Below are 18,336 nucleotides of genomic sequence, written 5' to 3'. Positions count from 1 at the left end.
TCGACGTAACCATCTGTCGCATGAGCGACAGCCCTCAACAGTCGTGCTTCAGCAGGCACTTCTACCCACGTACGCGCCGATCCGTGCCAGCCGCACGGGAGTTCGCGCGGCGGGCTCTGCGGCACTGGCACATCGTGTCGCGCACGGACGACATCCTGCTGTGCGTAACCGAGTTGGCCACCAACGCGCTGCTGCACGGCGTCCCGCCGGGGCGCGGTTACCAGGTCTCGCTGGAGCTGTCCGGGGACGGCGTACTACGCGTGGAGCTGCACGACAGCGGCGACGGCGAACCACGTATCCCCGACACGACAGCCGAGGCCGAATCCGGCCGGGGGCTGCGGCTGGTGGACGCCCTCGCCGACAAGTGGGGCGTGGGGGAGCGGGTGCCCGGAAAGATCGTTTGGTGTGAGTTCGAGAGGGTGGGCGGGTTCAGGTGAGGAGGAGGGAATCCACGTCCATCTCGACCTTGGCCCCGATGGACTCGGGCAGGGTGAAGGTCTGGCCCTTCCGGTAGACCGCGCGGGAGCGGTACTCACCGTTGAGGGGGTCGCTGAGCACGACGACCTCGTTGTGCTTGCGGTCGGCGATTACGTACACGGTCCGGCCACCGCGTACAGATCGGGCTTGGTGTAGAGATCGGTGCGCCAGTTGGACGAGGTGACCTCCAGGGCGAGGCGGCAGACAGCGGGTTCCACGCAGTTGTACTGGACCACATGGTCCTGGTGGTCCGCGTCCACGATCGCCAGGTCCGGGATCGCGTAGTCCTCCTCACCTGTCGGTAGCCAGATGCCGATCGCTTGGACGACGCGGGTTTCGCCCCGGTGCAGGTTCGCGGTCAGAAGCCGCATCATCACGTCGGTGAGCGACGCCGCGTGCGGAATGTCGGCGCGCGGCGTCACGACCAGCTGCCCACCGAGGATCTCGGGGCGGTAGCCGGGGGAAAGTTCTGGAACACCGATTCGGCCACGTCGAGGAGGCGTTCCGGGGCAGCCGTCATGTCGCTTCTGCTGCCTGCCTCGTCCTTCTAGACCACGGGACCTCGCCTCCAGGACATAACGACAGAACGGCTGCCCCGGCAGCAGTATGCCGGGACAGCCGCAACGGGGCGCGTGGAAGCGTTCAGAGGCGCTCGGGCGTCTGGATGCCCAGCAGTTCCATGCCCTGCCGCAGGGTGCGGGCGGTCAGGTCGCACAGGAACAGCCGGTTCTCCACCATCGCCTGGCCGCCCTCGGCCTTGAGCACCGGGCAGTGCTCGTAGAACGCGGTGTACGCGGACGACAGCCCGTACAGGTACGAGGCCAGCTTGTGCGGCTCGTAGGTCTCCCGTACCGACGCCAGCGTCTCGGCGAACTCGTCGAGCGCCAGGCCGAGTTGGCGCTCGGCCGGGGCCAGCGGCAGCTCCGGGTGCGGTACCGGGCGGACGTCGCCCGCCTTGCGGATGATGGAGCGGATCCGCGCGTAGGCGTACTGCAGGTACACGCTGGTGTCGCCGTTGAGCGAGACCATCCGGTCCAGGTCGAAGGTGTAGTCCCGGGTGAGCGAGGTGGACAGGTCGGCGTACTTCACGGCGCCGATGCCGACCTGCGCCGCCCGCTCGCCGATCTCCTCGGGCGTCAGGTCCTTGCTCTTGTCCGCGATGACCGCGCGTGCCCGGTCCACCGCCTCGTCCAGTAGGTCGACCAGCCGCACGGTCTCGCCCTCACGGGTCTTGAACGGCTTGCCGTCCTTGCCCAGCACCGTGCCGAACGGCAGGTGCTTCGCGGTGACCTCGTCGGTCAGCCAGCCCGCCCGGCGGGCGGTCTCGAAGACCATCTTGAAGTGCAGGGCCTGCCGCGCGTCGACCACGTACAGCAGGGTGTCGGCGTGCAGGTTGCCGGTGCGGTCGCGGATCGCGGACAGGTCGCTGGCCGCGTAGCCGTAACCGCCGTCGGCCTTGCGGACGATCAGCGGCACCGGTGTGCCGTCCTTGGCCTTGATGTCGTCGAAGAACACGCACAGCGCGCCGTTGGACTCGACCGCGACGCCGGAGTCCTCCAGCAGCTTGCAGGTCTCGGCCAGCATGTCGTTGTACGCGCTCTCGCCGACGATGTCCTCGTCGCGCATCTCGACGGCCAGCTTGTCGTAGACCGAGTAGAAGTAGATCTTCGACTCGTCGACGATCTTGTGCCACAGGGCGAGCGTCTGCTCGTCCCCCGCCTGGAGGTCGACCACCCGGCGCCGGGACCGGTCCTTGAACTCCTCGTCGGAGTCGAACAGTGCCCGCGACGCCTTGTACAGCCGGTTGAGCCGGGACATCGCGTTCTCGCCGCTGTCACCGTCGGACGGGTGGTCCAGCTCGTGCGGGTGCTCGATCAGGTACTGGATGAGCATGCCGAACTGGGTGCCCCAGTCGCCGATGTGGTGGCGCCGGATCACCGTCTCGCCCGCGAACTCCAGGATCCGCACGATCGCGTCGCCGATCACCGTGGAGCGCAGATGGCCGACGTGCATCTCCTTCGCCACGTTGGGCTGCGAGTAGTCGATCACGGTGCGGCCGGGCCGCTCGGCGTGCGGGACACCGAGCCGGTCGTCGTCGGCGCGTGCGGCAAGCGTGTTGATGATCGCCGTGTCGGTGACGGTGAGGTTCAGGAAGCCGGGGCCCGACACCTCGATCCCGGCCAGCATGTCGTCGGCGGGCAGGTGCTCGACGACCTGGGCTGCCAGTTCGCGCGGGTTGGCCTTGTTCCGCTTGGCCAGTCCCAGCACCCCGTTGGCCTGGAAGTCCGCCCGGTCGCTACGTCGCAGCAGCGGATCGGCGTCGGCGGCCGACGGCACCGCGGCGGCGAGGGCCGCGGAGACGCGCTGCTGGATCGTGGCGGAGAGGGAAGGGACCGAAGCCATGGGATGGATGCCGTTCCTTGTATAGGTGACACGGTTCGAATCGTGTCTGAGTATCCCATGGCTCCCATGGCGAAGGGCGCCTCCCGAGGGATGGGACAATCTACTGGGGACGTGTGGCCGGTAAGGGCTCGTTCCCCAGCAGGATGGTTGCCGATCAACCGGAAGGAAGCAGAGACAGTGGCTCAGAGCACCGAAGCCGACTGGGTCGCCCGCGCTGCGGACGACGTCATCGCGGAAGCCGAGCGGCGGGCTCCGGGTAAAAAGATCGTCTGCGCCTCCGGCATCAGCCCGTCGGGCCCGATCCACCTGGGCAACCTGCGCGAGATCATGGTCCCGCACCTGGTCGCCGACGAGATCAAGCGGCGTGGCATCGACTGCGAGCACATCCTGTCCTGGGACGACTACGACCGGCTGCGCAAGGTCCCGGCCGGGCAGCCGGAGTCCTTCGCCGAGCACATCGGCCGTCCGCTGACCTCCGTCCCGGACCCGACCGGCGAGCACGCCAGCTGGTCCGACCACTTCAAGGCGCCCTTCAGGGCCGCGCTGCGGGAACTGGGCGTCGAGGTCCGGGAGATCAGCCAGACCGAGATGTACACCTCGGGCGCCTACCGCGAGCAGATCCTGCACGCCATGCGCGAGCGGCAGCGGATCGACGCGGTGCTCGGCCGGTACCGCACCAAGAAGGCCAAGACCGACGAGGGCTCGGAGGGCGCCGCCGAGGACGACGAGGGCGGCGCGGGCACCGCCTACTACCCGTACAAGCCGTACTGCGGGGCGTGCGGGCGCGATCTGACCCAGGTCACCTCGTACGACGACGAGACCACCGAGATCTCCTACACCTGCACGGCCTGCGGGCACCGCGAGTCGTTCCGGCTGGACAGCCACGACCAGGGCAAGCTGGTGTGGAAGGTCGACTGGCCGATGCGCTGGGCGTACGAGGGCGTGACCTTCGAGTCCGGTGGCGTCGACCACTCCTCGCCGGGCTCCTCGTTCACCGTCGGCGGCCAACTGGTGCGCGAGGTGTTCGACGGGCTGCCGCCGGTGTACCTGCCGTACTCCTTCGTCGGCATCAGCGGCATGGCGAAGATGTCCAGCTCCAAGGGCGGCGTGCCCACCGCGGGCGACGCGCTGCGCATCATGGAGCCGCAGCTGCTGCGCTGGCTGTACGCCCGCCGCCAGCCCAAGCAGGCCTTCAACATCTCCTTCGACCAGGAGATCAGCCGCACCTACGACGAGTGGGACGCGCTGGAGCGCAAGATCGAGTCGGACACCGCCGCGCCGGTGGACATCGCGGTCCACTCCAGGGCCGCCCGTACCGCCGCCGGTGAACTGCCCACCACGCCGCGGAAGTTGCCGTTCCGGACGCTCGCCTCGGTGGTCGACATCACCACCGGACACGAGGAGCAGACCCTGCGGATCCTGCGCGACTTCACCATCGAGGACCCCATCTCCTCGCTGGACGAGACGCGTCCGCGGCTGGACAAGGCGGAGTCCTGGGTGTCCACGCACGTGGACGAGGAGCAGCGCACCCGGGTGCGCACCGAGCCGGACCGCGAGACCCTCGCCACGCTCGGCGACGCGGACCGCGAGGCGCTCAAGCTGCTGGTGGACGGCCTGGACGAGCACTGGTCGCTGGACGGCCTGACCACGCTGGTCTACGCGGTGCCCAAGCTGCAGGCCGGGCTGGCCGCGGACGCCAAGCCGACGCCGGAACTGAAGGCCGCGCAGCGGCAGTTCTTCGCCCTGCTGTACAAGCTGCTGGTGGGCCGGGACACGGGTCCGCGCCTGCCCACCCTGCTGCTGGCGGTCGGCGCCGACCGGGTTCGGGAACTGCTGGCGGCCAGCTAGGGGGTTGACCCTGGCGGTGGTTCCCGGGCAAGCGGTTTCCAGCCCGTTCCACACCGCCGGGCTCCGGCCCGGCGGTGTGGAACCACCGCAACCAGACACAGCTGTTGGCCCTACGCGATGTGGTCTTCCATCAGCTCGTCGTTGAAACGGGCGGTGAACTGGTCCATGTACTGGTTCAGCTCGCGAGACTGGAGGCGCAACCCGTACTCGGCCTCGACGTTCGCGGCGAAGGCGCCCGGCGTCGGCATGCCCTCCTCTATCGAGCGCCGGAACACCTGGTACAGATCCTCCTTCGACGGCGCCCCCTCCTGCGCGCGCTTGCCCAACGGCCGCACACCGCCCGCCCCGTTCGGCACCTGGAGCTGCGGCTCCGGTGCCTGAGCCTGGGCTGGCACCGGCTCGGGCTCCGTCGCGCGTGGCTCCGGCACCGGGATCTGCTGCGGCTGCTCGTCGTACCGGGGCTGGTGCTCCCGCACGGGTACGTACGTGGACGGCACGTAGTTCGGGTCGTAGTCGCCCCTGTACTGCACATGCTGAGGCGTGGCGAACCACTGGCTCGGCGCCTCCTCGGCAGCCACGACCGGCTCCTCGGCCGGGGCGGCCTTGGACGCCAGCTCCGGCGCCGCGGGCTGGGCCGGCAGCAGCTGCGGCTCGATCCCCGCCGCCGCGAGGCCTGCGGGGGCGGTCTCCGCCAGCGGCACTCCGTACCGCGCGAGGCGCAGCGGCATCAGGGACTCGACCGGGGCCTTGCGCCGCCAACTCCGCCCAAACCGCGACCGCAGCCGCGCCTGATACACGAGCCGCTCCTGCTCCAGCTTGATGACCTGGTCGTACGAGCGCAGCTCCCACAGCTTCATCCGCCGCCACAGCAGGAACGTCGGGACCGGCGCCAGCAGCCAGCGCGTGATGCGCACGCCCTCCATGTGCTTGTCGGCGGTGATGTCGGCAATCCGCCCGACAGCGTGGCGGGCGGCCTCGACGGTGACGACGAACAGCACCGGGATGACGGCGTGCATCCCCATGCCCAGCGGGTCGGAGGCCGCCGCGGCGTTGAACACCACGGTCGCGATGGTCAGCAACCACGCCGTCTGCCGCAGCAGCGGGAAGGGCATGCGGATCCAGGTCAGCAGCAGATCCAGAGCCAGCAGGACACAGATACCCGCATCGATGCCGATCGGGAAGAAGTAGGAGAACTCGCCGAATCCCTTTCTGATGGCCAGCTCACGCACGGCCGTGTAAGAGCCGGCGAAGCCGATACCGGCGATGACCAGCGCACCAGCGACGACTACCCCGATGAGTATTCGGTGCGCGCGTGTGACCTTCAGTGGCGCGGCCACTCGGGAACCCCTCCCTGTTCGGTCTGTTGCGGGCGACAGCCTGGCACATGCGTACGGGACGGCGTGGACCGGTACGGACGAGTCCGCGCGGAAGCGGGAAGTTGTCGCCCTCCCGGGGCGCGCTCCGCGTGGGGGTCACATCCGGTGATCGTCATGCGAGGCAGGCTGAGAAGCGGGTCTGCGCCGCGACAGCGTGCGGGCCCACTGCGGCTGGGGTGGCCAGGCGGGGAGGTGGTGCTGCGGAGTGGACAACGGACAGCCCGAATCCCCCACATGGCGCGGCACCGTTGAACGCGATCGTCGCGGCGGCCGGCAACTCCCGTACCACCGCGCAGGAACCGGCGAAGCCGATCGCGGCGATGACCATCGCCCCGGCGGCGACGACGCCGACCGACGACCGGTGCTTACGGTCCATCCGTGTCGCGGACATCCCGCGGCCCTCCCGCGCTCGCCAACTGGCGCGGCACAGCCTGCCATACGGGCCGGGCGCGGAGCGCGGGAGGACTCAACCGTTACTTCAGCGAGGCCAGTGCTTCCTTGGCCGCCTGCTGGGTGTCCTTGTCCATTTCGTCGGCCTTGGGCTTGTCATCACCCTGCATGCCGGCGCCGTTGAAGTCGATCACCACCACGACGTTGGCGGACCGGGCCACCACCGTCGCGTTGTGGTAGGGGTCGTCGCCCTTCTTGTCGTCCCAGGTGATCAGGGTGGCGCTGTCGCCGAGCCCGCTGAGTTGCGTGGTCTTGGGGCTGGACGCCTTGCCGGTGGTGGTCTGCACGGCCTGCTGGAACGAGGACTTGGCCTGGTCGTCGGCGGACGCGTTCGGGATCGAGTCGAACCGCTGGAACGAGTCGTCCAGGTAGCGGAACTGGTAGCCGTCCAGACCGTTCCAGGAGCAGCCGCCGCGGTCCTTGAGGTCGTTGGAGTTGGCCGCCGTGCCGTTCGGGTTCTTCGCGCTCTGCACCAGGTGGTTGACGGTGTCCTGCGACATGGCCTTGCAGGGGTCGGGCAGCGTCTTGTACTTCGCCGGGGCGAGCGAGGGCGAGGCGGTGGACGTGGAGGAACCGGAGGACGACGATCCGGCCTGACCCTGCTGGCTCTTGGCGCCTGAGTCGGAGCCCGAGGAACAGCCGGCGAGCAGCATCACCGGCACGGCGGCACACGCGAGCAGGCGGGCGAGGTGCGGGGCAGCTGGTCTGTGCATGGGTCCTTCTGTCGTCGTGGGGCGGTTGTTGCGTGACGCGCGACCGTCCCGGCCGCAGCCGTAAACCGACACAATACGTGCTCGGCGTGGCGCGTTGTCCTTCCACGCACTCAATGTGCTATTCGTCTCGCCGGTGTCCGGTGGGGCCTTATTCCTCGATTTTCCTGGCCAGTTCCTGCGCCAGTCCGTGCGCGCCGAGTTGCAGGTCGACGCTCGGCGGGGTCACCGACGCGTTGGTGGACCACTGCGAGAACTCGATGGTGACCAGCACGTTGGCGGCGCGGAACACCACCGTCACATCGCGGTGCACCCCGGAGCCCTGGGTCATCACCGCGTCGTTGAGGAACGCCTCGTCGCCGATGCCGCCGACCCGGCGCGGCGCGGTGTCGGGCGCGGTGCTCGCGGAGGCGCTCGCCGAGGACGGGGACGGGCTCGACGACGGCTGCGAGGGGGTCGCGCTGGCGCCGGCGGTCGGTCGCTGGCTCGGCGCGGGGCTCTGGCCGGAGGTGCCGCCGGGCGTGGGCGACTCGGCGGGGATGTGGGCGGCGGCGGCCATCTGCTCGTACTCCTGCGCCGCCTTGTCCTCGTCGCTGACGGCCGGGTCGTAGCTGACCACCCGCTCGAAGTCGATGTGCAGATAGCGGTTGCCGCTGGTGACCGCGCCGCTCCACTTGCAGCCGACCCTGCGGTCGGTGTCGAACGTGGGGGTGGCCTGGCCGTCGTAGTCCTGTGAGTTGGGCAGCAGCTGGTGCAGCGTGGTGGAGCTCACGGCGCCGCAGGGCTCCGGGAGGTTGCGGTACTTGCCGGGCGGCGCGGCGCTCGCGGAGTCGCTGCGACTGCTGAGGCCGGAGTTGTCGGTGGCGCTGCCGTTGCCGCCGGGGCCGGAGCAGCCGACGAGGGCGGCGAGGGCGGTGAGCGAGAGGACGCCCGCTATGGCTCCGGTGCGGCGCGCCCTGGGCGTGTTGCCGGTCAGCCCTTCGCCGGGCACTCCCCTTGGCGTCACTGGCCTGGCCCCCTTTCGAAAACGCGTTGCCGCTGTGGGGCGGCCCGTGGACACAATGTCTACCGCAGAGATCGCCAGCGCCGCCGGTCGCGGGTGTTGATTGGGTTGTTTCGCCCCCGAATCTTGTTTTGACTAAGAAGCGCTAGATTTTGCCCGGTTTGTCGTTATTTTCAGCCGGTAAGTCCAACACTGAAAGCAGTGAGTCCAACCCAGGGGGAGAGATGACGTACACCGAGGTGCCCGGCGTCCGGGTGCCGATCCGCATGTGGACCGATCCGGCAGGCGTGGAGGACGTGGCGATGCGGCAGCTGCGCAACGTCACCACGCTGCCGTGGATCAAGGGCCTGGCGGTGATGCCGGACGTGCACTACGGCAAGGGCGCGACCGTCGGCTCGGTCATCGCCATGGAGGGCGCCGTCTGCCCGGCCGCGGTCGGCGTCGACATCGGCTGCGGGATGAGCGCGGTACGCACCTCACTGACGGCCAACGACCTGCCCGGCGACCTCTCCCGGCTGCGTTCCAGGATCGAGCAGGCCATTCCGGTGGGCCGCGGCATGCACGGCGATCCGGTGGACCCGCTTCGGCTGCACGGGTTCCGCACCGCGGACTGGGACGGGTTCTGGTCCGGGTTCGGCCAGCTGGCGGAGGCGGTCCGGTTCCGCGAGGAGCGGGCCACCAAGCAGATGGGAACGCTGGGGTCCGGCAACCACTTCTGGGAGCTGTGCCTGGACGCCGACGACGCCGTGTGGATCATGCTGCACTCCGGGTCACGGAACATCGGCAAGGAGCTGGCCGAGTACCACATCGGCGAGGCCCAGAAGCTGCCGCACAACCAGGGCCTGGTCGACCGCGACCTCGCGGTGTTCATCGCGGACACCCCGCAGATGGCCGCCTACCGGCGCGATCTGTTCTGGGCCCAGGAGTACGCGAAGCGCAACCGCGCGATCATGATGGCGCTGTCGCAGGACGTGATCCGCGGGGAGTTCAAGAAGGCCAACGTGACCTTCGACGAGGTGATCTCCTGCCACCACAACTACGTCAGCGAGGAGCGCTACGAGGGCGTGGAGCTGCTCGTCACCCGCAAGGGCGCGATCAAGGCGGCCGACGGGGACTACGGCATCATCCCCGGCTCCATGGGCACCGGTTCCTACATCGTGCGCGGCCTGGGCAACGAGGCGTCCTTCAACTCGGCCTCGCACGGCGCAGGCCGCCGGATGAGCCGCAACGCGGCGAAGAAGCGGTTCTCCACGCAGGACCTGGCCGAGCAGACCCGCGGTGTGGAGTGCCGTAAGGACTCCGGCGTGATCGACGAGATCCCCGGCGCGTACAAGCCGATCGATCAGGTCATCGACCAGCAGCGGGACCTCGTGGAGGTCGTGGCCAAGCTGAAGCAGGTCATCTGCGTGAAGGGATAGCGGCTGCCCACCGGCTCGTTGTGCCCGGCCCCCCTGTGCGGATGGCGCGCGTGCCTCGCATGTGCGTCATCCGCCTTCTGTGCCACGGTGAGCGATCGGCCTTCCGAACGCGGCAACGGCTGGGCCGCGACCCGTCGTTGCCGTGGGGACCTGTCCCGGGAACCGCCGACGGGCCGGTTGCTAGGGCCGCCAGGTGAGGGGGACCGGGGTGCACTGGAAGGCCGCGCCGGAGCCGAGGGCGTGGACCTCGGTCAGTTCCACCGCCCGGTTCGCCAGGGCGGGCTTGCACAGCATGGGCTCGACCGCCGGATCCTCCTGCCGCAGATCGTGCCAGGTGGTGTGCGGCCCCAGATGGTGGAAGGGCGCCCGGCAACCCAGGCTCACCAGACCGCGGAACACCGTGCCACGGGTGCAGATCCTGATCTGGTCGCCGTGCTTGACGACCTCGTAGGGCGTCGGGCCGTGGTCAGCCGCGTACGCGGGGGACGCGGCGGCCAGGGCGCCCAAGGCGAGGGCCGCCGTCGCGGACAGGCTGGCGATGGTACGCAGGCGCAGGACGCTTCTCCTTCTGGGGCCGGGCCGCGCGGGCTGGATGGCCCGCGCGGCGAACGCACGTGAAGGGAAACGACGGCGCGGGGCATGGGTAACGACAGCGCCGAACAAGGCGGTTGGGGCTGTCGGGCCTCAGTTCTCGCGGTGCACCTTGTAGTTGGAGGCCTGCGCCCGCGGCCGGACCACCAGCAGGTCGATGTTGACGTGCGACGGGCGGGTGACCGCCCAGTCCACCGTGTCGGCGACGTCCTCGGCGGTGAGCGGCTCGGCGACCCCCGAGTAGACCGCCGCGGCCTTCTCCTCGTCGCCCCCGAAACGATTCTTCGCGAACTCCTCGGTCCTGACCATGCCCGGGGCGATCTCGATCACCCGTACCGGCTCGCCGCACAGTTCCAGGCGCAGCGTCTCCGCGATCACATGGGCACCGTGCTTGGCCGCGACATAGCCGCCCCCGCCCTCGTAGGTGGCCAGGCCCGCGGTCGAGGACAGCACCACGATGGTGCCGTCGCCGCTGGCCCGCAGGGCGGGCAGCAGGGCCTGGGTGAGGTGCAGCACCCCGAGCACGTTGACCTCGTACATGCTGCGCCAGTCCGCGGGGTCCGCCGCCTCGATCCGGTCGGCGCCGAGCGCACCGCCCGCGTTGTTGACCAGTACGTCGCAGCGGTCCAGCCCCGCCGCGAACGCCTCGACCGCCGCCCGGTCGGTCACGTCGAGCACCTGCGCCACCGCGTCACGGCCCTCCTTGACCAGTTCGGCGGCGAGTCCCTCGACGCGGTCCGCACGGCGCGCGGCGAGTACCACCCGGTAACCGGAGGCGGCCAGCCGACGGGCGGTGGCGGCACCGATGCCGCTGCTGGCTCCTGTGACTACTGCGGTGCGGCGGCTCATACTGCGCGTCTCCCTCATGCGGTCCGGACCTTCGTGCGGTCAGCGTAACGCCGTGATCGGTTTCACTGGGCCCGGCTGAATCGGCGGCTCGACCACCGCGCGCCGCCGCCCTGAGCCGCCTGACCCCGCTGGCGGCGATCGTGGCCACCACGTCCACGATCCGGTTCGGCACCGTCCGCGCTGCCCGCGGCCGTCCGCTGCCCGCCGCGCGCACCTCTGCGGCCGGGCCGCCGCTGCGGCACGGTCTACCGGAACCCCTGATCCGTCCGCGACTCGGGGGGAGTTGGCGCGTACCGCGACCGTTCACCGGACGAAACGGGCAGGCCCCAGGGGTGCTTCGGTGGTTCGCCGGACGGCTGTCCTCGCTGGCCGCGCTCGTCCACCGACGCGGGTGCCCGTCATCTGCCGCTGCACGTCGGCTCGTTGGGCAGCGAGCGCCAACTGCCGTCACCGGCCGACGAGGTGTAGCCGGGCCTGCGGGCATGAGACGTACCGCCCACGCCAACTCCCGTACCGCTGTGCCTGCTGGAACGCCCTCGCGGGCCCGCGTCGTCTTCGGCTCCCCCGCGGGCGAAGACGACGGCGGGCCGCGCGAGGGCAACGGCCGTACGCCGTGCTGATGAGGGTTCCGGGTAGAGGAATGGTGAGGCAACCCGGAACGGCGTTGACGGGATTTTTCGGCACGAACTAGGTTCGTGAGCTGCGGGGACAACGGGGGTGGGACAAGGTGAAGCACGCCATGGGACAGCTATGAAGCAGCCGCGGACGGACGACTCGGACCGTCAGGCGCGCCAGGCGCTGGGCCAGGCCCTGCGCGCCATGCACCAGTTGTCGGGCCGGACGCTACGGGCCGTGGAACGGGACGTCTCGATCAGTGACTCCACGCTCTCGCGCTACTTCCGCGGCCAGGCGGTGCCCGCCTGGCCGACGGTGGAGAAGATCTGCGCCGCACTGGGCGGAGATCCGGCGTCGATAAGGCAGTTATGGACCGCCGCGATGGCGGAGAGAAGCGGTACGGCGTTCGACACGGACGCGTCCCCCGGTCCTGAGCCGGATGCCGCGGCGCGCGACGATCCGCCGCGGCCACGGCGGCGGCGCCCCTCGGCTCCGGGCCGCACCGGCTGGTTGTGGCTGGCGGTCGGTCTGTTCATCGGCTTCGCGCTGGGCGCCACCCTCACCGCCGCCTCGAACTCCGGCAGCTCCGCGGCGCAGTCGCCGCCCGCCCAGGTCAGCGTGGCCCCGAGCCCGGCGGCCACCGGCACCTTCTGCCCGTGGAAGTACGTGGTGACCGACGGCAACGGCGACGACGTCCGGGTCTTCGACACCCCGCACCGCGACAGCATCATCGCCCGCTACTCGCCCAGCGAGGTGTTCTACGCCCCCGAACCGCCGGTCATCGTCAGCGGCATGATGCGGACGGCTCAGGGCTGGATCGGCGAGGGCAACTGGATCCAGCGCTACCACGGTTCCTGCCACACCGGCGGGCCGTGAGGACGGTCTCTCCACCGAGGCGCGCCCGAACCCGCCCCCCCGACCGGGGCGGGTCCTACGGCCAGACCAGGCAGTACATCTGATGCCCCGTCTCGTGGCAGCGTTGGGCGAAGTCCTGCCATTCGTGGAGCATTTGGTAGATCACGAAGGCGTCGCGCGGACCACGGCGGTCCGGGACGGTGGACCAGATGAAGGCGGCGGCGCCCAGTTGTTCCTCGCCTGCCTTGCGGAGCGGTTCGACGACATTGACGGGCAGTTTCACCACGGCGTAATCCGGGTGAAGCACCACGAGTTCCAGCGGCGGCACCTTGGCCAGGGGTATGCCCTCGATGCCGGTGAGCACCATCGCCGCCATCGTTTCCGGTTTGACCTTGGTGAACATTCCATTGCCGAGCTCATCGCCACCGAGCTCCTCGGGCCGCATGGAGATCGGTACCCGGGCCGCCGTGGCGCCGTCAGGCGCGCCGAAATACTTGTAGGTCACCCCCACTCGGCCACCCCTGTTTCCACCCTCCGCGGCTCGCTGGCGCCCCGTTCCGGCGGGTCGGCGCCGTTTGCCGGTGGGGCGGGCGTGCTGGGGTTCACGGTCGCCCGTCCCCTCGCCCAGTTCGCCACCTGGCTGCATTTCACTACCCGACCATTCGCAAGCCCAACCGCGCAACCCGATCATCGTCTCAGATACGAGGTCGAGACCTGATGATGAAACGCCCGCCCCGGCGAAACGGTTCAAGCCTCTGAGACCATGTGTATGTGAGCATTCCCTACGCGTACGAAGCACCAGTCTCGCAGACCCTCTTCGACCGGGCTGCCGCTGTGACGCCTGGTGGCGTGAACTCTCCGGTCCGCGCATTCCGGGCCGTGGGCGGTACGCCCCGTTTCATGGTGTCCGGTTCCGGTCCGTACCTCACCGATGCCGACGGCCGGGACTACGTGGACCTGGTGTGCTCGTGGGGTCCGATGATCCTCGGCCACGCGCACCCGGCCGTGATCGACGCCGTGCAGGCCGCGGTTGCGCGCGGTACGTCCTTCGGCACGCCCGGTCAGGGCGAGGTGGAGCTAGCCGAGGAGATCGTGGCCCGGGTGGCGCCGGTCGAGCAGGTGCGGCTGGTCTCGTCGGGCACCGAGGCGACGATGTCGGCGATCCGGCTGGCCCGCGGGTTCACCGGCCGGGCGAAGGTGATCAAGTTCGCGGGCTGCTACCACGGGCACGTGGACGCCCTGCTGGCCGCGGCGGGCTCGGGCGTGGCGACGTTCGGCCTGCCGGACACCCCGGGCGTGACCGGTGCCCAGGCGGGCGAGACGATCGTGCTGCCGTACAACGACCTGGACGCTGTCCGCGCGGCGTTCGCGGCGCACCCGGGCGAGATCGCCTGTGTGATCACCGAGGCGTCACCGGGCAACATGGGCGTCGTTCCGCCGCTGCCCGGCTTCAACCAGGGTTTGGCCGATCTGTGCCGCAACAATGGCGCGTTGTACATCTCCGACGAGGTGATGACCGGCTTCCGGGTCTCCAAGGCGGGCTGGTACGGGATCGACGGGGTCACTCCGGACCTGATGACCTTCGGCAAGGTGATGGGCGGCGGCTTCCCGGCGGCGGCGTTCGGCGGCCGGGCCGATGTGATGGCGCACCTCGCCCCGGCCGGGCCGGTCTACCAGGCGGGCACGCTGTCCGGTAACCCGGTGGCGACCGCGGCGGGCCTGGCGCAGCTGCGGCTGCTGGACGACGCGGTGTACCAGCGGGTGGACGCGGTGGCGGGCCAGGTGGCCGAGCTGGTCGGCGAGGCACTGAACAAGGCGGGCGTGCCGCACCGGGTGCAGACCGCGGGGAACATGTTCTCGGTGTTCTTCACCGAGCGGCCGGTGACCAACTACGACGAGGCCAGGGCGCAGGAGGCGTTCCGGTTCACCGCGTTCTTCCACTCGATGCTGGCGCAGGGCGTCTATCTGCCGCCGTCGGCGTTCGAGTCCTGGTTCGTCTCCGCGTCGCACGACGACGCGGCGATCGAGCGCATCGCGGCGGCGCTTCCGGCCGCCGCAACGGCAGCGGCGGAGGCCACCCAGTGAGCGACAACCAGGACATCACGGTCGTCCACCTGATGCGGCACGGTGAGGTGCACAACCCGGAGGGCCTGCTGTACGGGCGGCTGCCCGGGTACCACCTCTCCGAGCTCGGCCGGAAGATGGCCGACCGGGTCGCCGAGCACCTCGCGGACCGCGACATCCGCTACGTGGTGGCGTCACCGCTGGAGCGGGCGCAGGAGACCGCGGCGCCGATCGCCGCCGCCCACGAGCTGGCCGTCGCCACCGACGAGCGGCTGATCGAGGCGGCCAACGTCTTCCAGGGCAAGACCTTCGGCGTCGGCGACGGCGCGCTGAAGAAACCGGCAAACTGGAAATACCTGACAAACCCCTTCAAGCCCAGCTGGGGTGAGCCGTACATCGAGCAGGTCGTACGGATGATGGCGGCGCTCGGCGCGGCGCGGGACGCGGCCCGCGGGCACGAAGCGGTGTGCGTCAGCCACCAGTTGCCGATCTGGGTGGTGCGCAGCTTCGCGGAGCGGCGGCGGCTGTGGCACGACCCGCGCAAGAGGCAGTGCACGCTGGCGAGTCTGACCAGCTTCACGTACCGCGGCGACAAGATCGTTTCGGTGGGCTACAGCGAGCCGGCCCGCGATCTGGTGCCCGCGCACCTGCTGGCGGGTGCCAAGGCGAAGGGCGGCACCAAGGGGTTCGGGGCGTAGCGGTAGCGGTTCCCTGAAGAACGTGTAGCGGCCGGGTGGCGGTTTCCCGTCACCCGGCCGCGGTGTGATTTTCCGCCAACTGGCCAGGAACCGCGGGTGGAAGCATGCCGTCTTATCCCGTGTGCGTGGACATAGCGCGCCCACAGCGATGTGACGACGGCAGTAGGAACACGACCGCGGACGGCGGGAAACAGCATGCGTTCGATGACCCGAAGGGGCTTGCTCACTTTGACCGCGGGGGCCGCGATGGGCGCGGCCGTCGGTTGCTCCAACGGCAGCGGCTCGTCAAAACCCAACACGGCCGGCCCGGCGGGTGGCGCCGCCGACCCGAGCCAGCCCGCCGGCACGCCGATCGGTGACGGCTCGACCTCCGACACCGGGCCGCAGCCGTTCCAGCCGACCGTCGAGCGGCTGGAACCCGGCCAGACACCCCCGCAGTTCGTCATCTTCTCCTGGGACGGCGCGGGCGAACTCGACAACGGGCTGTTCCAGCGCTTCCGCAAGCTGGCGCAGGACCACAACGCGAAGATGACCTTCTTCCTGTCCGGCCTCTACTGCCTGCCGGAGTCGAAGAAGCACCTGTACCGGCCGCCGAACAACCCGGTGGGCGCCTCGGCGATCGGGTACTTCAGCGACAGGCACATCAAGATGACCCTTGAGCAGGTGCGCGCGGCGTGGCTTGAGGGGCACGAGATAGGCACCCACTTCAACGGTCACTTCTGCGACGGCCACGGTTCGGTCGCGCACTGGACTCCGGCGCAGTGGGAGAGCGAGATCCAGCAGGCGGTCGACTTCGTCACCAAGTGGAAGACGAACACCGGCTTCACCGATGTGCAGTCGCTGCCGTTCGACTACCGCAAGGAGATGGTCGGCGGCCGGACGCCGTGTCTGCTCGGGCAGGACAACTGGCTGCCGACCGCCAAGAAGCTCGGCTTCCGGTACGACGCCAGCTCGCCCGGTGGTTTGCAGATATGGCCGACGAAGAAGCACGGCATCTGGGACCTTCCGTTGCAGGCGGTACCGTTCCCCGGGCGGAAGTTCGAGGTCCTGTCGATGGACTTCAACATGCTGTACAACCAGTCGCAGAACGCCACAAAGAGCGACCCGCGCAACTACCCCGGCTGGCGCCAGCAGGCGACCGAGGCGTATGTGCAGGGCTTCCAGCGGGCGTACGAGACGAACCGCGCGCCGTTCTACATCGGCAACCACTTCGAGCAGTGGAACGGCGGGATATACATGGACGCCGTCGAGGAGGCGTTCAAGCAGATCGCGGACGAGAAGCGGTCGGATGTGCGGTTGGTGTCGTTCAAGCAGTATGTGAACTGGCTTGACGCGCAGGACCCGAAGCTTCTGGCGAAGCTCCGGTCGCTGAACGTCGGCGAAAAGCCGAAAGAGGGCTGGAAGTCCTTCACCCAGTCCGTCTGACCTCGCGGGGGCTCCGCGACCGGCCGGGTGGCGGCGCCCCCGGGGCGGCTGAGGTGCGGTCCGGCTCGCTAGAGGCGGGGCGTCCTTGCTGGTGGGGTGGGGGTTGAAGGGGAATGGTGGGGGGTGCTAAAGGACGGGGGGAGCCGCATGCGAAACTTTTCACATGAGTCTGACGCGCCTCCCGCAATCGGGCCCCCGCCGCCGCGCCGTAGCCGCGCTGGTCACGGGAGCCGCTCTTGTGCTGGCACTGGCCGGATGCGGTTCGGTGTCCGGGGGGTCGTCCTCGGGCTCGTCGGACACCAAGTTCGTCCAGGGCACCGGCCAGATCACCACCCTGCCCAAGGGTGAGCGCCCCGCCGCCCCCGACATCTCCGGCGCGACGGTCGACGGCCAGCAGCTGTCGCTCTCCCAGTTCAAGGGCAAGGTCGTCGTCCTGAACGTGTGGGGATCGTGGTGCGACCCGTGCCGCGCCGAGGCCCCCAACCTCGCCGAGGTCGCCAAGGACACCGCCGCCAAGGGCGTGCAGTTCGTCGGCATCAACATCCGCGACTACAGCACCGCCCAGTCCAAGAGCTTCGAGCACAGCTTCGGCATCACGTACCCGAGCTTCTACGACCCGGACGGCAACCTGCTGGTGAAGTTCCCGCGCGGCAGCCTGCCCCCGCAGTCCATCCCCACCACCCTGATCATCGACCGCGACCAGAAGATCGCGGTACGCGCGCTCACCGCGCTCACCACCGACCAGCTGCGCAAGGCGCTCGACCCGATCGTCGCGGAGAAGTGACGTGACGTTCCTGGCCGCCGCCATCGACGCGCCCAACCAGACGGTGATGACCGGGGCGCTGCTGCTGGCCGTCCCGGTGGCGCTCATCGGCGGTCTGGCGTCGTTCTTCTCGCCGTGCGTACTGCCGCTGGTGCCCGGCTACCTCTCCTATGTGACCGGTGTCTCCGGAGCCGACCTGGGCAACGCCAAGCGCGGCCGGATGGCCGCCGGGGCCTCGCTGTTCGTACTGGGCTTCACCGCCGTCTTCGTCTCCGGCGGCACGCTGTTCGGCGGCTTCGGCTACACCCTCCAGCAGTACAAGGGCACCATCACCATGGTGCTCGGCGCGCTCACCATCCTGCTCGGCGTGGCCTTCATGGGCCTGCTGCCGGGCCTGTTCCAGCGCGAGTTCCGGCTGCACAAGCGTCCGTCGATCGGGCTGGCCGGGGCGCCGGTGCTCGGTGTGCTGTTCGGGCTCGGCTGGACGCCCTGCCTGGGACCGACGCTCGCCGCGGTCCAGGCGCTCTCCTTCAACCAGGCGAGCGCGGCCCGCGGTGCCCTGCTCACCGCCGTCTACTGCATCGGCCTCGGGCTGCCGTTCATCGTCGCCGCGATAGCGTTCCGACGGGCGCTCGGCGCCTTCGCGTTCGTCAAGCGGCACTACGCATGGGTGATGCGGATCGGCGGCGGCATGCTGGTGGTGGTCGGTGTGCTGCTGGTGACGGGGGCCTGGGACCGGATCGTCTCCCAGATGCAGACCTGGGCCACCGGCTTCAATGTGGGGATCTGAT

At 69.6% G+C, this 18,336-nt stretch carries 20 protein-coding genes; 10 read left to right on the top strand and 10 right to left on the bottom strand.

All coding sequences use genetic code 11. The features are described 5' to 3' along the window. Window positions 1-20 precede the first annotated feature (20 nt). Window positions 21-437, top strand: a complete 417-nt coding sequence (locus tag O5O46_RS04430; RefSeq protein WP_269853844.1) for an ATP-binding protein — start codon at window positions 21-23, stop codon at window positions 435-437. Here the strand turns inward: O5O46_RS04430 and O5O46_RS04425 are convergent. From O5O46_RS04425 to argS, 3 genes are all read right to left on the bottom strand, one after another. Continuing rightward, window positions 430-597: a hypothetical protein gene (locus tag O5O46_RS04425; RefSeq protein WP_269853843.1), complete on the bottom strand. Its 168-nt coding sequence runs from the start codon at window positions 595-597 to the stop codon at window positions 430-432. The two genes, O5O46_RS04430 and O5O46_RS04425, sit on opposite strands and share 8 nt — an antisense overlap. Continuing rightward, on the bottom strand, window positions 588-899 hold the full coding sequence (locus O5O46_RS04420; RefSeq protein ID WP_269853842.1) for a Uma2 family endonuclease: 312 nt from the start codon (window positions 897-899) through the stop codon (window positions 588-590). Before O5O46_RS04420 ends, O5O46_RS04425 begins: the two co-directional genes overlap by 10 nt. Before the next feature lie 220 nt (window positions 900-1,119). Then, the gene (argS, locus tag O5O46_RS04415; protein ID WP_269853841.1) at window positions 1,120-2,880 is read right to left on the bottom strand and encodes an arginine--tRNA ligase; all 1,761 of its coding nucleotides are present in this window, start codon (window positions 2,878-2,880) and stop codon (window positions 1,120-1,122) included. Between the two features lie 177 nt (window positions 2,881-3,057). On the opposite strand from argS, the gene lysS reads away from it, so the two are divergent. Next, entirely contained in the window at window positions 3,058-4,728 is a 1,671-nt protein-coding gene (gene lysS / locus O5O46_RS04410; RefSeq protein ID WP_269853840.1) for a lysine--tRNA ligase, read from the top strand. A 110-nt stretch (window positions 4,729-4,838) separates the two neighbouring features. Here lysS and O5O46_RS04405 read toward each other — a convergent pair whose 3' ends face one another. The 4 genes from O5O46_RS04405 to O5O46_RS04390 all read right to left on the bottom strand — a co-directional run bounded on the left by O5O46_RS04405 (window position 4,839) and on the right by O5O46_RS04390 (window position 8,270). After that, a complete protein-coding gene (locus O5O46_RS04405; RefSeq protein ID WP_269853839.1) occupies window positions 4,839-6,065 on the bottom strand; it encodes a DUF2637 domain-containing protein in 1,227 nt (408 codons plus the stop codon). 151 nt (window positions 6,066-6,216) lie between these two features. Beyond that, the gene (locus O5O46_RS04400; protein WP_269853934.1) at window positions 6,217-6,495 is read right to left on the bottom strand and encodes a hypothetical protein; all 279 of its coding nucleotides are present in this window, start codon (window positions 6,493-6,495) and stop codon (window positions 6,217-6,219) included. Window positions 6,496-6,577: 82 nt separating this feature from the next. Further along, entirely contained in the window at window positions 6,578-7,267 is a 690-nt protein-coding gene (locus O5O46_RS04395; RefSeq protein WP_269853838.1) for a DUF3558 family protein, read from the bottom strand. Window positions 7,268-7,415: 148 nt separating this feature from the next. Then, complete coding sequence (locus tag O5O46_RS04390; protein WP_269853837.1) at window positions 7,416-8,270, bottom strand: hypothetical protein; 855 nt, start codon at window positions 8,268-8,270, stop codon at window positions 7,416-7,418. 221 nt (window positions 8,271-8,491) lie between these two features. On the opposite strand from O5O46_RS04390, the gene O5O46_RS04385 reads away from it, so the two are divergent. Then, window positions 8,492-9,685 carry an RtcB family protein gene (locus O5O46_RS04385; protein WP_269853836.1) on the top strand — a complete coding sequence of 398 codons (1,194 nt, stop codon included), beginning with the start codon at window positions 8,492-8,494 and terminating at the stop codon, window positions 9,683-9,685. Window positions 9,686-9,865: 180 nt separating this feature from the next. Here O5O46_RS04385 and O5O46_RS04380 read toward each other — a convergent pair whose 3' ends face one another. Both O5O46_RS04380 and O5O46_RS04375 read right to left on the bottom strand, forming a co-directional pair. Further along, window positions 9,866-10,192, bottom strand: a complete 327-nt coding sequence (locus O5O46_RS04380; protein WP_269853835.1) for a hypothetical protein — start codon at window positions 10,190-10,192, stop codon at window positions 9,866-9,868. Between the two features lie 177 nt (window positions 10,193-10,369). Beyond that, the gene (locus O5O46_RS04375) at window positions 10,370-11,125 is read right to left on the bottom strand and encodes an SDR family oxidoreductase (RefSeq protein WP_269853834.1); all 756 of its coding nucleotides are present in this window, start codon (window positions 11,123-11,125) and stop codon (window positions 10,370-10,372) included. A gap of 482 nt (window positions 11,126-11,607) precedes the next feature. Here O5O46_RS04375 and O5O46_RS04370 point away from each other — a divergent pair, with 482 nt between their 5' ends. Together O5O46_RS04370 and O5O46_RS04365 are read left to right on the top strand one after the other, a co-directional pair. Then, complete coding sequence (locus O5O46_RS04370) at window positions 11,608-11,745, top strand: hypothetical protein (RefSeq protein ID WP_269853833.1); 138 nt, start codon at window positions 11,608-11,610, stop codon at window positions 11,743-11,745. Window positions 11,746-11,875: 130 nt separating this feature from the next. Further along, window positions 11,876-12,616 carry a helix-turn-helix domain-containing protein gene (locus O5O46_RS04365; RefSeq protein WP_269853832.1) on the top strand — a complete coding sequence of 247 codons (741 nt, stop codon included), beginning with the start codon at window positions 11,876-11,878 and terminating at the stop codon, window positions 12,614-12,616. Between the two features lie 55 nt (window positions 12,617-12,671). Here O5O46_RS04365 and O5O46_RS04360 read toward each other — a convergent pair whose 3' ends face one another. Beyond that, window positions 12,672-13,241 (bottom strand): hypothetical protein, encoded by a 570-nt coding sequence (locus O5O46_RS04360; protein WP_269853931.1) that lies wholly within the window; start codon window positions 13,239-13,241, stop codon window positions 12,672-12,674. Between the two features lie 131 nt (window positions 13,242-13,372). Between O5O46_RS04360 and hemL the strand changes: the two genes are divergently transcribed. The 5 genes from hemL to O5O46_RS04335 all read left to right on the top strand — a co-directional run bounded on the left by hemL (window position 13,373) and on the right by O5O46_RS04335 (window position 18,335). Beyond that, complete coding sequence (hemL, locus tag O5O46_RS04355; RefSeq protein ID WP_269853930.1) at window positions 13,373-14,680, top strand: glutamate-1-semialdehyde 2,1-aminomutase; 1,308 nt, start codon at window positions 13,373-13,375, stop codon at window positions 14,678-14,680. A gap of 32 nt (window positions 14,681-14,712) precedes the next feature. Next, window positions 14,713-15,357 carry a histidine phosphatase family protein gene (locus tag O5O46_RS04350; protein WP_269853929.1) on the top strand — a complete coding sequence of 215 codons (645 nt, stop codon included), beginning with the start codon at window positions 14,713-14,715 and terminating at the stop codon, window positions 15,355-15,357. A gap of 195 nt (window positions 15,358-15,552) precedes the next feature. Next, window positions 15,553-16,782, top strand: coding sequence for a hypothetical protein (locus O5O46_RS04345; RefSeq protein ID WP_269853831.1), 1,230 nt, complete (start codon window positions 15,553-15,555; stop codon window positions 16,780-16,782). Window positions 16,783-16,945: 163 nt separating this feature from the next. Further along, complete coding sequence (locus O5O46_RS04340; RefSeq protein ID WP_269853830.1) at window positions 16,946-17,566, top strand: TlpA family protein disulfide reductase; 621 nt, start codon at window positions 16,946-16,948, stop codon at window positions 17,564-17,566. Between the two features lie 46 nt (window positions 17,567-17,612). Next, window positions 17,613-18,335: a cytochrome c biogenesis CcdA family protein gene (locus tag O5O46_RS04335; RefSeq protein ID WP_269853928.1), complete on the top strand. Its 723-nt coding sequence runs from the start codon at window positions 17,613-17,615 to the stop codon at window positions 18,333-18,335. The last annotated feature ends 1 nt before the right edge of the window (window position 18,336 follow it).

Origin of the sequence: Streptomyces sp. RPT161, assembly GCF_027533845.1 — a bacterium.
Taxonomy (GTDB): Bacteria; Actinomycetota; Actinomycetes; order Streptomycetales; family Streptomycetaceae; genus Streptantibioticus_A; species Streptantibioticus_A silvisoli_A.
The sequence above is the reverse complement of the archived record's forward strand: the minus strand, read 5'-3'. Positions and strand labels throughout refer to the sequence as shown.

Excerpts from the sequence above, each read along its gene's own strand:
- O5O46_RS04430 (WP_269853844.1), top strand. The coding sequence starts at position 21 with ATGAGCGACAGCCCTCAACAGTCGTGCTTCAGCAGGCACTTCTACCCA.
- argS (WP_269853841.1), bottom strand. The coding sequence starts at position 2,880 with ATGGCTTCGGTCCCTTCCCTCTCCGCCACGATCCAGCAGCGCGTCTCC.
- O5O46_RS04400 (WP_269853934.1), bottom strand. The coding sequence starts at position 6,495 with ATGTCCGCGACACGGATGGACCGTAAGCACCGGTCGTCGGTCGGCGTC.
- O5O46_RS04395 (WP_269853838.1), bottom strand. The coding sequence starts at position 7,267 with ATGCACAGACCAGCTGCCCCGCACCTCGCCCGCCTGCTCGCGTGTGCC.
- O5O46_RS04385 (WP_269853836.1), top strand. The coding sequence starts at position 8,492 with ATGACGTACACCGAGGTGCCCGGCGTCCGGGTGCCGATCCGCATGTGG.
- O5O46_RS04375 (WP_269853834.1), bottom strand. The coding sequence starts at position 11,125 with ATGAGCCGCCGCACCGCAGTAGTCACAGGAGCCAGCAGCGGCATCGGT.
- O5O46_RS04370 (WP_269853833.1), top strand. The coding sequence starts at position 11,608 with ATGAGACGTACCGCCCACGCCAACTCCCGTACCGCTGTGCCTGCTGGA.
- O5O46_RS04365 (WP_269853832.1), top strand. The coding sequence starts at position 11,876 with ATGAAGCAGCCGCGGACGGACGACTCGGACCGTCAGGCGCGCCAGGCG.
- O5O46_RS04360 (WP_269853931.1), bottom strand. The coding sequence starts at position 13,241 with ATGCAGCCAGGTGGCGAACTGGGCGAGGGGACGGGCGACCGTGAACCC.
- O5O46_RS04350 (WP_269853929.1), top strand. The coding sequence starts at position 14,713 with ATGCGGCACGGTGAGGTGCACAACCCGGAGGGCCTGCTGTACGGGCGG.
- O5O46_RS04345 (WP_269853831.1), top strand. The coding sequence starts at position 15,553 with ATGCGTTCGATGACCCGAAGGGGCTTGCTCACTTTGACCGCGGGGGCC.
- O5O46_RS04340 (WP_269853830.1), top strand. The coding sequence starts at position 16,946 with ATGAGTCTGACGCGCCTCCCGCAATCGGGCCCCCGCCGCCGCGCCGTA.
- O5O46_RS04335 (WP_269853928.1), top strand. The coding sequence starts at position 17,613 with ATGACCGGGGCGCTGCTGCTGGCCGTCCCGGTGGCGCTCATCGGCGGT.